The 14,268-nt window shown below is 58.8% G+C and carries 14 protein-coding genes; 9 read left to right on the top strand and 5 right to left on the bottom strand.

Translation table 11 applies throughout. The annotated features are described in order from the left end of the window. Nucleotides 1-2: 2 nt before the first annotated feature. From G547_RS0101480 to nudE, 3 genes are all read right to left on the bottom strand, one after another. Nucleotides 3-320 carry a YbjQ family protein gene (locus G547_RS0101480; protein ID WP_027328331.1) on the bottom strand — a complete coding sequence of 106 codons (318 nt, stop codon included), beginning with the start codon at nt 318-320 and terminating at the stop codon, nt 3-5. Nucleotides 321-462: 142 nt separating this feature from the next. Next, nucleotides 463-672 carry a hypothetical protein gene (locus G547_RS0101485; protein WP_027328332.1) on the bottom strand — a complete coding sequence of 70 codons (210 nt, stop codon included), beginning with the start codon at nt 670-672 and terminating at the stop codon, nt 463-465. Nucleotides 673-831: 159 nt separating this feature from the next. Next, the gene (nudE, locus tag G547_RS0101490; RefSeq protein ID WP_027328333.1) at nt 832-1,380 is read right to left on the bottom strand and encodes an ADP compounds hydrolase NudE; all 549 of its coding nucleotides are present in this window, start codon (nt 1,378-1,380) and stop codon (nt 832-834) included. Between the two features lie 39 nt (nt 1,381-1,419). Here nudE and yrfG point away from each other — a divergent pair, with 39 nt between their 5' ends. The 5 genes from yrfG to G547_RS0101510 all read left to right on the top strand — a co-directional run bounded on the left by yrfG (nt 1,420) and on the right by G547_RS0101510 (nt 5,212). After that, nucleotides 1,420-2,088 carry a GMP/IMP nucleotidase gene (gene yrfG / locus G547_RS0101495; RefSeq protein WP_027328334.1) on the top strand — a complete coding sequence of 223 codons (669 nt, stop codon included), beginning with the start codon at nt 1,420-1,422 and terminating at the stop codon, nt 2,086-2,088. 8 nt (nt 2,089-2,096) lie between these two features. Then, nucleotides 2,097-2,489 (top strand): RNA-binding S4 domain-containing protein, encoded by a 393-nt coding sequence (locus tag G547_RS0101500; RefSeq protein ID WP_027328335.1) that lies wholly within the window; start codon nt 2,097-2,099, stop codon nt 2,487-2,489. A 16-nt stretch (nt 2,490-2,505) separates the two neighbouring features. Beyond that, nucleotides 2,506-2,754 (top strand): Hsp33 family molecular chaperone HslO, encoded by a 249-nt coding sequence (locus G547_RS23915; RefSeq protein ID WP_281167740.1) that lies wholly within the window; start codon nt 2,506-2,508, stop codon nt 2,752-2,754. Then, complete coding sequence (gene hslO, locus G547_RS19535) at nt 2,696-3,382, top strand: Hsp33 family molecular chaperone HslO (protein WP_281167741.1); 687 nt, start codon at nt 2,696-2,698, stop codon at nt 3,380-3,382. Before G547_RS23915 ends, hslO begins: the two co-directional genes overlap by 59 nt. Before the next feature lie 669 nt (nt 3,383-4,051). Beyond that, nucleotides 4,052-5,212, top strand: a complete 1,161-nt coding sequence (locus G547_RS0101510) for an AGE family epimerase/isomerase (RefSeq protein ID WP_027328336.1) — start codon at nt 4,052-4,054, stop codon at nt 5,210-5,212. A 19-nt stretch (nt 5,213-5,231) separates the two neighbouring features. Here G547_RS0101510 and G547_RS19540 read toward each other — a convergent pair whose 3' ends face one another. Both G547_RS19540 and G547_RS0101520 read right to left on the bottom strand, forming a co-directional pair. Next, on the bottom strand, nt 5,232-6,269 hold the full coding sequence (locus tag G547_RS19540) for a LacI family DNA-binding transcriptional regulator (protein WP_051234558.1): 1,038 nt from the start codon (nt 6,267-6,269) through the stop codon (nt 5,232-5,234). A 112-nt stretch (nt 6,270-6,381) separates the two neighbouring features. Beyond that, a complete protein-coding gene (locus G547_RS0101520) occupies nt 6,382-7,968 on the bottom strand; it encodes an MFS transporter (protein WP_245573304.1) in 1,587 nt (528 codons plus the stop codon). A gap of 343 nt (nt 7,969-8,311) precedes the next feature. Between G547_RS0101520 and G547_RS19545 the strand changes: the two genes are divergently transcribed. From G547_RS19545 to G547_RS0101540, 4 genes are all read left to right on the top strand, one after another. Continuing rightward, nucleotides 8,312-10,186, top strand: a complete 1,875-nt coding sequence (locus tag G547_RS19545; protein WP_036186676.1) for a sodium:solute symporter family protein — start codon at nt 8,312-8,314, stop codon at nt 10,184-10,186. 274 nt (nt 10,187-10,460) lie between these two features. Next, nucleotides 10,461-11,642 carry a 4-O-beta-d-mannosyl-d-glucose phosphorylase Mgp130 gene (gene mgp130, locus G547_RS0101530; RefSeq protein WP_027328338.1) on the top strand — a complete coding sequence of 394 codons (1,182 nt, stop codon included), beginning with the start codon at nt 10,461-10,463 and terminating at the stop codon, nt 11,640-11,642. After that, the gene (locus tag G547_RS0101535; RefSeq protein ID WP_027328339.1) at nt 11,642-12,859 is read left to right on the top strand and encodes an AGE family epimerase/isomerase; all 1,218 of its coding nucleotides are present in this window, start codon (nt 11,642-11,644) and stop codon (nt 12,857-12,859) included. The genes mgp130 and G547_RS0101535 overlap by 1 nt, the downstream gene beginning before the upstream one ends. 80 nt (nt 12,860-12,939) lie before the next feature. Next, nucleotides 12,940-14,256: a glycoside hydrolase 5 family protein gene (locus tag G547_RS0101540; protein WP_036186679.1), complete on the top strand. Its 1,317-nt coding sequence runs from the start codon at nt 12,940-12,942 to the stop codon at nt 14,254-14,256. Nucleotides 14,257-14,268 lie beyond the last annotated feature (12 nt).

The raw sequence follows: 14,268 nt of genomic DNA on the forward strand, positions 1-14,268 counted from the left end.
ATTTAATCCTCCAGGATAACGGCACTGCCATAGACAAACAGTTCGGCCGCTCCCTGGGTCAGCGAGCTGGTGGAGAACCGGATATTGAGCACGGCGTTGGCGCCGATGGCTTCCGCCTGCTCGGCCATGCGTTTGATGGCTTCCTGGCGGGAGTCGTTGAGCAGCTCGGTATAGCCTCTCAGCTCTCCGCCAAAGACGTTCTTGAACGAGGCGGCAATATCGCGCCCCACGTGTTTGGCGCGCACGGTGCTTCCCTGGACCAGCCCCAGGTGGTCTTTGACTCTGCGGCCCGGGACGATTTCGAGGTTGCTCAAAAGCATGATGGACTCCTTGTTGTCTTTTTAAGAAAGGCAGTATAGCGACTTTCCGTGTCCGGGGGCAGGGCAGGCTTCGGGCGCCCGAACAAAGAAAAGGGCGCGTACCCGAAGGTGCGCGCCCCAATTGGACGGGGGACTATCAACGTCAGAAAGCCGGGGGGAGGTGTCCCAGCATCTCCCGACGGGAGTGAATCAATTCTTTGTAAGTCTGCATCATGCTGAAATCTACCGGTTCGTCACTGATCTTCAAAGCGTCCAGTTGACGCTCGAACCGGGTGATTTCTCCCACCAGTTTTTCCCGCAGTTGCTCGGTTCCCTTCAGGTTGGCACTGAAAGCGTGATTGGGTCGGGTCATGGGGTGTCTCCTTGTCTGTTCCATGTGGCTCTAGCATAGCCCAATCCCGGCTCAATGTTCTGTGTTCCGATAGACCTTTTCGTTCCCAAAAACGAGGTTTGGCACATGGCTCAACGGGGGCGGTTATAAGGCATTTCCTGCCACAAAAAGCGGGCGGGTTCAGCCGTTCTTCTCGAGCCATGCCTTGGCGTAGAAAAGGGCGGCGATACTGCGCCCCTCGCAGACTTCCTCCATGCCCACCAGCGACAACAGGTCGTCGAAGGCCATGGGTACCACTTCAATGGGCTCCGGCTCGTCGCCTTCCAGGCGCTCGGGGTAGAGCCCCCGGGCCAGGATGACATTGATGCCGTGCTCCATGTAGGCGGGGGACAGATGCATGCGTTTGAGAAAGTGCAGCTCGCGCGCGCCATAGCCGATCTCCTCTTTCAGCTCGCGGTTGGCGGCCTCCAGTGGCTCCTCGCCCTTGTCCACGGCGCCCTTGGGCAGCGCCAGGTGGTAATCGTGAATGCCGGCAGCGTACTCGCGGATCATGACGACCTTGCCGTCGTCCATGATCGGCACCATCAACACCGCGCCGGGACCGCCGGCGCACAGTTTCTCGTAGACCCGCTCCTCCCCGTTGCTGAAGCGCAGAAGAAGCTCGTCGGCGCGAAACAGGCGGCTGCGGGCCACGGTGTGACGCTTTAATATCTCGGGTTTTCTCGGCATACTGGACATCAAACTCCGCTGTAAAGGCTGTTCCCGGCAATGATCAACTGGCAAGCGATCGACACCGTGCTGCTGGATATGGATGGTACCTTGTTGGACCTCCATTTCGACACCTATTTCTGGCTGACGCACCTCCCCAGGCGCTACGCCGAAATTCACTCACTGGATCAGGCGGCGGCGCGCAAGGCGCTGCTGGGCCAGATTGAGGCGAAGCAGGGCTCACTCGAATGGTATTGCCTGGAGCACTGGTCCCGGGCGCTCTCGGTAGATATCCGCGCGCTGAAAGAGGAAATCCGCCACAAGATCCAGATTCGCCCCCACGTGGAAACCTTTCTCACCCGCTTGCAGGCTCACGGCAAGCGCCGGCTGCTGGTCACCAATGCGCACCCCCTGAGTATCTCGCTCAAGCTCGAAGAAACCGCCATTGATCGGTGGCTCGATGGTATCATTTCGTCCCATGAACTGAGCGAGCCGAAAGAGTCCCGGCGTTTCTGGGAGCGCCTGAACGAACGGGAGCCCTTTGACCCGGAACGCACGCTGTTTGTGGACGATACGCCCCGCGTGCTGGAGGCAGCCCGGGACTACGGCATTCGCCACCTGCTGTGCATCCACCAGCCCGACAGCCAGGCGGAGCGAATGATCGAAGAGTACCCGGCCATTCACCATTTTGACGAAATCACACCGCCCGAGCGATCGACAGCGCTATGAGTGACGCATTGGAGAAAGTCCGTATCGACAAATGGCTCTGGGCCGCACGGTTTTTCAAAACCCGCAACCTTGCCAAGCAGGCGGTTGAGGGCGGTAAGGTTCAGTGCGATGGTCAACGAGTGAAGCCCAGCAAAGACCTGACCACGGGTTTGACCCTCACCATCCGCCAGGGCTATGACGATAAGGTCGTCCTTGTGAAAGCGCTGTCTGACAAACGCCGAGGCGCGCCGGAGGCTCAGCTGCTGTACGAGGAAACCCCCGAGAGCATCGCCAAGCGCGAGGAGCGGGCTGCGCAGCGTAAAGCGGGCGGCCTGGCGGGTCAGATCATCAGCGACCATCGTCCCAACAAAAAGGAGCGGCGCCAGATCCACCGCTTCCAGCGCCAGCAATTGGACCCCTAGACAGCAGCGAGACCCCATGCCTGACAACGATTTATTGCACCGCTTCCTGTTCGATGAATGTGACATTCGGGGGGAAGTCGTCTCCCTCGGTGACAGCTACCGGGAAGTCATGAACAACAACCCCTATCCCGCCGGTGTGCGTGAGCTGTTGGGCGAATGCCTGACGGCCGCGGCGCTGCTCTCCAAGCACCCTCAAGTTCAACGGTATGATCAGCCTGCAGGCCCAGGGCGACGGTCCGGTCAGCATGGTGATGGCCGAGTGTAATCACCACCGTGATTTGCGCGGCATCATCCGCCTGGCAGATCCCAGCGATCGGCCTCAGGGCCGCGGCGTGGGGGAGCTGCTGGGCAAGGGCATCATGGCCATTACCATTGAACCGGAGCGGGGAGAGCGCTATCAGGGCGTGGTGCCGATGGACAGTGATAGCCTGGCGCACTGTCTTGAGCACTACTTTCTTCAGTCGGAGCAGTTGAAAACCCGCTTGTGGTTTGCCACCGGGGAAAAGGCCTGCACCGGGCTGATGCTCCAGGCACTGCCGACCCAGAAACATGCCGACCCCGACGAAAACCGCGAGCACTGGGAAACCCTGGGTACGCTGGCCAGCACGGTCACCCCGGAGGAGCTGCTCGACCTGCCCCACGCCGACCTGTTGTACCGGCTGTTCAACGAGTACCAACTGCGGTTGTTCGAGCCGGGTAAGCTCCGGTTCAAATGCAGTTGCTCGCGTGAACGCAGCGCCAATGCCCTGTTTTCTCTGGGCCGAGACGAGGTGGAGCTGTTGCTGGAAGAGCAGGGGGGCAAGATCGACATCGACTGTCAGTTCTGCAATCAGCACTACGTGTTTACGGCTGCTGATGTGGAGACGCTGCTGGGCGATCAGCGGCTGCACTGATACGAGCTGGCTGTCGAAAAGTGGCTTGCTGAGCGGTTTTGTGCCGTTTGAAATGGGTATAAGCGTGGCGTGAATTGATACCAAAATCTTTTATTGTCACCTTGACAATATCGCGGCGGCCATCTTATACTCATTAATACCATAAGCAATGTCCGTGGTGTGGTGAGTGTCCATCCCCTTTCTGGGCCTCATCCTGGTTGCATCTACCCTGTGCGACCTCCAGACAGAGCTGTGTGTCTTGGTAGACGTTGTTTTGGTTGTATCTTTTGTTCTCTCCATGTTTTGCCGGGCTGTTTTTGCAGCCCGGTTTTTTCTTTTCTGGCCCACCGAAAACCCGCGACCGTATCAAAAAATCGAACAAAAATTGTTGAAACCGGTTACAAAATTGCGCACAATACTTCCCTGGTTTGGACGGAATGCGGTTGACTTAACGAATAACCGGTTACATATCGTCTAAACCAACTCTGCTGTGAACGCCGTCAGGATGGACGGTTGTAAACGGAGAGCTTTTACCCAAGCTGTTGTACCCTTTGGCCCCGGCTGCTCCGCAGTCGGGGCATTTTATTGCGATCTCCGAGCGAGCGCTCGGGTACCCTTCGATTCGGCTCGCGGTTACACTGTCGCTCCCGCCAGGCCGATCATAAGACGCTGATACCTTAAACACGCAGAATGTTGGAACGACTGGATATGACCGACACCATCAAGGACGCCGCCGAGCGGCTGGAACGCTGGATCACGCAAGACGCCCTGCCTCTGTGGCAGCGGCTGGGGCTGAGCCCCCAGCATGGCGGACATTATGAGGCCCTGAATGCCGATGGCGGTATTGATCTGGCGTCTAACATCCGGGTTCGGGTGCAGGCCCGCCAGGCATTCTCTCTTGCGTTTTCGCATTATCGCAGCTGGTGCGATGGCGAGGCCATGGCCCGCCAGTTGATGCGCTTCGTGCACGATCGTACCGCCCATCCCAGTGCCGGAGGTGGCTTTACTCACCTCATGAGCCCGGACTTCGACATCATTGATGACAAGCAGGATCTGTACGATCACGCTTTCTTTCTGCTGGCTTACGCCTGGTGCTACCGTGCTTTCGGTGATGCGGCTTATCTGGAGGGGGCCGAGCGTCTGATCGCCCACCTGGATCAGCGCTTCGGTTCCGTGCACGGCGGCTGGATTGAGGGGGACTATGAGTATCCCTGGCGCCGACAGAACCCCCACATGCACCTGTTTGAGGCCATGATGGCTCTGTACGAGGCCAGTGGTGAGGCTCGCTGGCTGGCCCGCGCCGGGGAAATTTTTGCCCTGTTTCAGACCCGCTTCTTTGATCCCGAGCGGGCGGTTCTGTTCGAGTTCTTCGAGGAGGATTGGCAACTGAAGCACACCCCCGAGCAGGCACCGGTGGAGCCCGGGCATATGTTCGAATGGGTGTGGCTGCTGGACTGGTACCACCGTCTGACCGGCCACCCGGTGGCGGTGTATACCGAGGCGCTGTATCGCAAAGGGCTGGAGATCGGCCTGGTGCCTTCCGGTCTGGTGCTCGATGAGGTGCTACTGGATGGCACCCCCCTCAAGCAAACCCGGCGCTCCTGGGGGTTGACCGAGCTGATCAAGGGTAGCCTGGTGCGCGCCCGTGAGGGCGACCCGGAAGCCGAGGCCCGGGCCGTGAAGGCCATCGATGATCTGTTTACCTACTATCTGACCGCCGCTACCCCGGGAGCCCATGTGGATCAGCGTGGGGCGAATGACGAAGTCACCATGGATAAAGCGCCGGCGAGCACACTTTACCATTTGGTGGTGCTGGCGGCCGAAGTGTCGGATTACGCCCGCGCCCGCTAGACAAAGGGGGCGCGTGGGTTCAGGCGGTGGGGCTGGTTTTCTTGGTGCTACCGGCGTCGGCCGTGTTGGGTGCTGGCGCGGTACTTTTGCGAATAATAAACTCGGTGGGTAGCACGCACTCGGTTTGCGTCAATGGCTCCCCTTCGATGATTTTCAGAAGCATGTCCATGGCCATCTTGCCCATTTCTTCGGCGGGCTGGGACATGGTGGTCAGGCTGGGATCGCAGTACTTGGCGTAGGCGATGTCGTCAAAGCCGGTTACCGAAATATCTTCCGGGACCCGAATACCCTGGGATTTCAGCGTCTGAATGGCGCCAATGGCCATCTCATCATTCATTGAAAAAATGGCTGTGGGCCGGTTTTTCATGTGACAGAACTGGAAGGCGCTGTTCAGCCCGGACCACATGGTGAAATCCCCCTCGGCGACCAACTCCGGCTCGAACGGAATACCGTGGGCCGCCAGGCTTTCCTTGTAGCCTTTCATTCGATCAATCGCGTGCGGGTTGTCTTTCAGGCCGGAAATCACCCCGATGCGCCGGTGCCCGAGCGAAATCAGATAATCCACCATGGTCTTGGCGGCGCCGCGGTTGTCGATACGCACGGAGGGGCCGGTCGTGTATTCGCAGCCGCAGGCATTCACCGAGGCGATGTCCGGCGGAATCACATTGTGGGCCTTTTCCGAGTGAGGGCGCAGCTGCAGCAGGCCGTCCGCCAGTCGAGTCTCCACGCGCCGGATGTATTCCAGCTCCCGCTCGGGCGTGCCCCGGGTGTCACCCAGAAGTACCGCATAGCCCTTTTGCTGGGCCCGGTCTTCAATGGCGCGGATCACCAGAGAGTAGAACGGGTTGGCGATGTCGGGCACCAAGACCACGATGGCGTAGGAACGGGCCGAGCGGAAGTTGCGGGCGAGCATGTTGGGCCGGTAGCCGACTTTTTCAATCGCCCGGTGAACCTTGCTCATGCTCTCGTCCGAGACCTTCTCCGGGTTGCTGAGAGCGCGGGAAACGGTGGCAACGGAAACGCCGGCCTCACGCGCGACATCGCGAATACTGGACATAGTGGCAACTCTTTGGTGGACAGACCTGGATTATGGCACAAGTTACAACAAACGCCGACTGGCGCCAATGCGATCTCCTCCGGCGTCCAGGCGGGCACCGGAGGAGAGACTCTTATGAGTCGGCGAGACCGGCTTCGCGGCGACGCTGACGCAAGTCGTATTCTATCTGATTCATGCGTTCGGCGTTGAGCGGGTACACCACCAGTAACAGAATCGACAGGAAGGCGAAGATCGACGGGATCCAGCTCATGAGTGAGATCATACCCTCGGTGGCCTGCGGGATGGTGCTCGGGTCGGTACCGACGTAGCCGTAGGCGCTCAGTACAATCAGCACCACTGCCCCGGCGAAACCGCCACCGGTTTTCTGGATAAAGGTTCCCGCAGAGTAGAACAGGCCGGTGGCGCGACGGTTGTGCTTCCACTCGGAGTAGTCCGCCGCGTCCCCCAGCATGCTGAAGACCAGTACCGGCATAAAGGCGGCGAAGAACTCGGCGGACCCCCCAATGATGAAAACCCAGAGTACCTCTCCCGGTGGAATCAGGGCGATGGTGCAGGTCAAGGCACCGCTGACGGCCAGCGAGATGATAAAGAGCGTCTTCTTGCCCAGAAGTCGGCCCAAGTAGCCGGCGGTCAGGGCCGCGACAATAGAGACCAGCAGCAGCACGATAAAGTACCAGCCCGAGAGCGTGGCATCGCCCACATAGTGCGTGAAATAGTAGGCAATGACGCCATACTTGATGCCGTTGAACAGCATGGTCAGAAAGCCCAGCCCCAGAATCATCAGCCAGGGCATATTGGTGATCAGATCAATCAGATCCCGCTGCGAAGGGGTGGTCTCGCTTTCGGGCTTGCGTACCAGCATGCGAACAAAATAGCCGGTGAGGAAGAGCGCCAGAGCGCACGCTATGCCGGTATACAGGCTGTTCAGTTGGTAAACCGCATTCTTGTCCTGCGTCAGGCTGTAAAAGAACACCGAGATGGCCAACAGGGGCACGATAATCAGTGGCAGATTCAGGCTGAGGTCGGTCAGCTCCTTGCGCAGGGAGGCGGTATTGGCAACGGACTCGACCCGCTCGCGGGTGGTGAAAAACGTCACCAGGCACAGGGCCACCAGCAGAGCGGCAAAAATATACATGGTGTACTGATAGCCTTTGGCGTCATTGCCCTGGCCGAGCAGTTCCACCAGCTGCGGGGTGAACCCCATGACCAGAGCGCCGCCGAGAAAGGCGCCGGCAAAGCGGTAGCCGGACAGCACGCTACGCTCGTTATGGCTCGGGGTCATGACCCCCATCAGGGCTGAGTAGGGAACGTTATTGACGGTATAGGCCAGGGTCAGGCCGATATAAGTAAAGTAGGCCCAGACCAGCTTCATCCCGGGGCTTACATCCGGCGCGGTAAAAGCCAGGATCATAAACAGCCCCAGCACCGGCGCGGACCAGAGGATCCAGGGCCGGAAACGGCCGTGCTTTGACGTGGTGCGGTCTGCCACCATGCCCATGATGATGTCGGTCATCCCGTCGGAGAGGCGCACCACCAGCAGGAGCAAAGCGGCCGCCGCCGCGGAAATGCCCAGGGTGTCGGTATAGAAAATGGCCAGGTAGGCCAGTGCACCCCGCCAGACCAGGTTGGCGGCCGCATCGCCCATGGCGTAGCCACTTTTTTCCAGCAGGGAAAGTTTGTGTTGAGTCGGTTCCGTCACTGAACACCTCATTGGTTTTGTTATAGGGGGGAGTGGAATCCGTGCCTGTGCCGATTGCCGTGTTGTTGTGTGGTATTGCCTGACAGGCCGCAGAGAGAGGGCTTCTGCTGGATCAAGGCCACCCCGGTTGAGAGCGGGGCTAGCATAATGGGCGGGTTGGAAAATGTACAGTGAGATGCGTTGACACGCGCCAAGGGCCGCGCTTTGGTAGAGAAAAAGGCGCTTGCAATGCGCTATGGAACCGGTTACATTTGTCGCCTGTTTGAGCGCGCGGCCGGGCCACCTTGGTCCGCCGGCGCCCGACACCGTAGAGAAGACGTACCATAATAACGGGATTGACCTTATGCAGTTTCAACTTGCCACCCTCGACCTCGTGGTTATTTTCATTTACGGGCTGGCCACGCTCGGTGTCGGGCTCTGGGTGTCGCGCCGTGCCTCCGGCAACATCCGCAGCTACTTTCTGGGCGGCAACAAGCTGCGCTGGTATTTTCTGGGTATTTCCAACGCCTCGGGCCAGTTCGATATCAGCGGCACCATGTGGTTGGTGTCCCTGTTGTTCATTTACGGGCTGACCAGTATTTATATCCCCTGGCTCTGGCCGGTGTTCAACCAGATTTTCCTGATGGTGTTTTTGTCGATCTGGCTGCGCCGCTCTGGGGTGATGACCGGCGCGGAGTGGATCAACTTCCGCTTTGGCGACGGTATGGGCGCCCGTCTGTCGCACCTGAGTGTGGTGTTCTTCGCCCTGGTCGGGGTGATGAGTTTTCTCGCCTACGGCTTTATCGGTATCGGCAAATTTGCCGCTGTCTTCCTGCCCTGGCAACTGCACGCCGAGCCCTATTGGAATGAAGTGTTCTACGGTCTGATCATTACTGCCATTACCACGGTGTATGTGGTGAAGGGCGGCATGTTCAGCGTGGTGTTCACCGAGGTGCTGCAGTTCTTCATCATGACCATTGCCTGCGTGGCGGTGGGCATTATTGCCATGCAACAGGTTTCGCCCGAGGTGCTTCAGGCGGTCATTCCCAACGGCTGGACGGATGTGGGCCTCAAGTGGACCCTGGATATGGACTGGAGCGGTACCCTGGATGCCGCCAATGCCCGAATCGATGCCGATGGCTACGACATGTTCGGCATTTTCTTCATGCTGATGTTGCTCAAGGGCATTCTGGTCAGCATGGCCGGCCCGGCGCCCAACTACGATATGCAGCGGATTCTTTCGGCACAGTCGCCCACCGAAGCCGCCAAGGTCAGTTGGTTTGTGAATGTGGTGATGCTGTTTCCCCGTTACATGTTGATTACCGGTCTGACGGCGCTGGCGCTGACGTTCTTTATGGATGACCTGCGCGCCATGGGTGATGCGGTGGATTTCGAGCAGATCCTGCCCATGGCCATGAAACATTACGTGCCTACCGGGCTGCTCGGTTTGCTGATTGCCGGCCTGCTGGCCGCCTTCATGTCCACTTTTGCGGCGACCACCAATGCGGCGCCGGCTTATGTCGTCAATGATATCTACAAGCGTTATATCAACGACGATGCGGACCCCAAACGGTACGTTTATCTCAGCTATATCGTCTCCGTCGCCTTTGTCGTGATCGGGGTGGGTATTGGCCTGTTTATCCCGACATTGCACGACATTATCCAGTGGATCGTCAGCGGTCTCTACGGGGCTTATGCTGCCTCCAACGTGCTCAAGTGGTATTGGTGGCGCTTCAACGGCTATGGCTATTTCTTTGGCATGGTGGTGGGGCTGCTCATTGCTCTTGGACTGCCGATGGTGACCGATCTCGATCCGCTCTACGCTTTCCCCTTCATGCTCGCGGCCTGTCTGGTGGTCTGCATCGCCGGGTCCCTGTTGACGGAGCCGGATGACATGGAGGTGCTCAAGCGGTTCTATGTGAAAGTTCGCCCCTGGGGCTTCTGGGGGCCGGTGCGCGAAGCCGTGCAGGCGGACTATCCGGACGTCAAGGCCAACCCGCACTTTCTGCGAGACGCCACGAATGTCGTGGTCGGGATTATCTGGCAGACCGGTCTGGTGGCCGCGCCGATCTTTATGGTGATTCAGCACTGGCAGGAATTCGCGGTCGCCATGGGGGTTATCGCGCTCACCAGTGTGTTCCTGTGGCGCAACTGGTGGTGCAAGTTGGAGGAGTACCCGGACGATATGCCCGCCGAACTGGTGCGGGAAGCGGAACAGAGTATCGTTTCCAAGCATTAATGCGTGGGTGAGCGCGCCAGGGCGGCGCGCTCACCCAAGTGCTGCGGTATTCGGCCTTGAGGCCAAATGGGTTGCATATTGAGCTGTAACCGATTACATTGTGGAAAAGGCTTTATTGCCCATCGCTGTATTACCCGTCTGGCCGAGGGCCGCCCGGGGACGGCGTACAAAAAGGGGCCGGTTTCGGGGCTTGGTGTTTTGGCCTCCGGCCCCATGTGTCTAATAAAAGTCGGCGTGTTGCGATGAGCCGACCTCAGTCAGGATTTGATGTTTCATGAGTGACTTTAACGACGACGTTCAGTCGCTGTTGCGCGACCACGAAGCCCTCATTACCCGTAAGAACAGTCCGGCCGCTGGCGGCAACGGCGTCTACCAGCGGTGGCAGAATCCGATTCTGACCGCCGAGCACGCCCCTGTCTTCTGGCGTTACGACCTCAACCCGGACACCAACCCGCACTTGATGGAGCGCCTGGGGGTGAATGCCACCTTCAATGCCGGCGCGCTGTACCGGGATGGCAAATACCTTTTGGCGGTTCGGGTCGAAGGTGACGATCGCAAATCCTTCTTTGCCATTGCCGAGAGTCCCAACGGCGTGGATAACTTCCGCTTCTGGGATTACCCCATCACGCTGCCGGAAACCGATCGCCCCGACACCAACGTCTACGACATGCGTTTGACCCAGCACGAAGACGGTTATATTTACGGCCTGTTCTGCACCGAACGCAAAGACGAAAGCCAGCCCAATGACCTGTCGGCAGCCGAGGCTCAGTGCGGGATCGCTCGTACCAAAGACCTGGTTTCCTGGGAGCGGCTGCCGGATCTGGTGACCTATTCCGGTCAGCAGCGCAACGTGGTTTTGCACCCCGAGTTTGTCAACGGCAAGTACGCCCTTTACACCCGACCGCAGGACGGCTTTATCAGCGTGGGTAAAGGCGGCGGCATCGGCTGGGGGTTGAGCGAGTCCATGGAAAACGCCGAAATCAAAGAAGAAGTGATTGTCGACGGTAAGGCCTATCACACGATCAAAGAAGTGAAGAACGGCCAGGGGCCGGTGCCCATCAAAACCGACCGGGGCTGGCTGCACCTCGCTCACGGGGTGCGCAATACCGCCGCCGGTTTGCGCTATGTGCTGTACATGTTCATGACCGAGCTGGAGCGGCCCTGGGTGGTCACGCACCGTCCGGCGGGGCACTTTATTGCGCCCAAGGGTGAAGAGCGCGTGGGCGATGTCTCCAACGTGACCTTTGCCAACGGTTGGATCGTCAATGACAACAACGAGGTGTTTATCTATTACGCCTCCTCGGACACCCGCATGCACGTCGCCACGTCCACCGTGGACAGGCTGGTGGACTATGTGGTGAACACCCCCGAGGACGGTCTGCGCTCAGCCGCTTCGGTCGCCACCCGCAACCAGCTGATTGCCGCGAACCTCAAGGTACTGGAAGGAATGAAGTAATGGCCGTGGACGAACTGGCGTATGATGAGCAGCAGAAAATGCTGTCTCGGGAGTTTCATGCTGAACTGGTGGGCATCGCGGACTGGTGGCTTGAGCATGGTCGGGACGATGTGCGCGGTGGCTTTTTCGGCGAGGTAGGGGTGGACAATACCCCGGTGCCGGAGGCTGACAAAGGCATTGTGCTCAATACCCGGATACTCTGGTTTTTCTGCGAGCTTGCCCGGACGGTGAATGACCCCCGTTACCGGGAGGCGGCTGAGCGAAGCTATCGCTACCTCCTGGAACACTTCCTGGATGAGCGGCACGGCGGCGTCTACTGGATGCTCGATGCTGACGGCCGTCCCAAGGATACCAAAAAGCAGGTCTACGCCCAGGCATTTGCCATCTACGCGTTGCTGGCTTACTACCAGTTGACCGAAGAGCCCCGTGCGCTCACCGAAGCGCAAAACGCATTTGTGTTGCTGGAGCGATACACCGTGGACCGGGAAAAGGGCGGCTACCTCGAGGCGTTTACTCGCGAATGGCAGGCCATGGATGATGTTCGTCTGAGTACCAAAGACCTCAACTTCCCCAAGACCATGAATACCCACCTGCATGTACTGGAAGCGTACACCACCCTGTATCAGGTAGACCGGTCCGAGAGAGTGGCCGATGCCCTGCGTTACGCGATCGATTGCTTCGACCGGCACATTATCAACAAAGGCAACTTTCACCTGCGTATGTTCATGGACCACGACTGGAAGGATCACTCTCCAGGGTTTACCTATGGGCATGACATTGAGTGCAGTTGGTTGCTGGCCAAAGCGGTGGAGTCTTTGGGGGACAACAGCGTCACCGAACGGTTGCGCCCCTCTATTCTCGCGATTGCCGATGTCTGCCTGAAAGAGGCGATGGGTGAGCACGGGGAAATGTACGACGGCTACGAATTTGACACCCACCGGGTCAATCGAGAGCGGGTCTGGTGGGTACAGGCCGAAGCCATGGTGGGCTATTACAAGGCTTATAGCCTCTGCGGAGAGGACCGTTTCTTTTTGGCCGCCGAACGGCTCTGGCGTTTCATTCAGAGGTACCAGATGGCGGGCGAGAGTGGCGAATGGCTGTGGCTGTCCACGCTGGATGATCAGTCCCACGCACCGCCCTATAAGCTGGGACCCTGGAAAGGGCCCTACCACAACGGGCGGGCGATGCTGGAAATGATTCGCCTGCTGGACGACTAGAAAGCAATAGAAAAACCCTTTTAACAATAATCTGAAGGTCGGTTATGGTGGTTAAAAAAACAACGTTCTATCGGAAACTCATGTTGCCCTTGCTGGTGGCGCTGGTATTGACCGCCTGCGGTGAAACCCCGGTCGCTGAAACCTCGACGCAAAGCGGCTTTGTGCAAGTGGATGGTCGCCATTTCGTTCTGGATGGCGAGCGCTACTACTTCGTCGGCACCAACTTCTGGTACGGCGCCTACCTGGGTTCGCCGGGGCCGGAGGGCGATCGCGACCGTCTGGTGCGGGAGCTGGATAATCTCAAGGCCAATGGCATCACCAACCTTCGGGTGCTGGCCGCCTCGGAAAGCAGTGAGCTGATGCGCGCCGTTCAGCCCGCTATGGTTGAGGCGCCGGGTGAGTACAACGACAACCTGCTCAAAGGCCTGGACTTCCTGCTGGCGGAAATGGCCAAACGGGATATGAAAGCTGTGCTCTATATGAACAACTTCTGGCAGTGGTCCGGTGGCATGTCCCAGTACGTGGCCTGGCTCACTGGTGAGCCGGTGATGGATCCGGACAAAACCGGGCAGTGGAACGCTTTCATGCAGAATTCCGCGCGCTTCTACCGCATGCCGGAGGCGCAAGAGTGGTACCGCGACGTCATCAGGACCATCGTGACCCGTACCAACACGATTAACGGCCGGCGTTACAACGAAGACCCGACGGTCATGTCCTGGCAACTGGCGAACGAACCGCGCCCGGGTAGCGACGCCGATGGCCGTCCCTACTTCGAGCACTTCAAAAAGTGGATTCACGAGACCGCGAAATACATTGACTCCCTGGCTCCCAAGCAGCTGGTGAGCACCGGCAACGAGGGCGCCATGGGAGCGTTGCAAGACATTGAGCTGTACCGCGAAGCACACCAAAGCCCCTACGTGGATTACCTGACGTTTCATATGTGGCTGAAAAACTGGGGCTGGTTTGACATCCAGAACCCGGAAGCCACCTATGAAAGCGCGATGGAAAAAGCCTACGACTACATCAACGCCCACGTCGAGGTAGCCAATGAAATGGGTAAGCCCATTGTCCTGTCGGAGTTTGGCGCCGAGCGTGATGAGGGGCGCTTCGAGCCGGGTACCCCCACCGCTTATCGCGATGACATCTACAAGGCGGTGTTTGACCTGATTTACGAGCGGGCGGCCGCAGGCGATGCCATCGCGGGTACCAATTTCTGGACCTGGGGTGGTGCCGGTCGCGCCGGGCAGAGCGACTTCATGTGGGCCGAAGGCGATGACTTCACCGGCGATCCGCCACAGGAAGCCCAGGGCTTGAACTCGGTGTTTGACGCCGACGAATCCACGCTGGAAGTGATTCGTGCCCATGCCAAAAAAATGCAGGCGTTGGGCAGCCCGTAACGACATTCATAA

The sequence above is a fragment of the Marinimicrobium agarilyticum DSM 16975 genome (genome assembly GCF_000423345.1).
Taxonomy (GTDB): domain Bacteria; phylum Pseudomonadota; class Gammaproteobacteria; order Pseudomonadales; family Cellvibrionaceae; genus Marinimicrobium; species Marinimicrobium agarilyticum.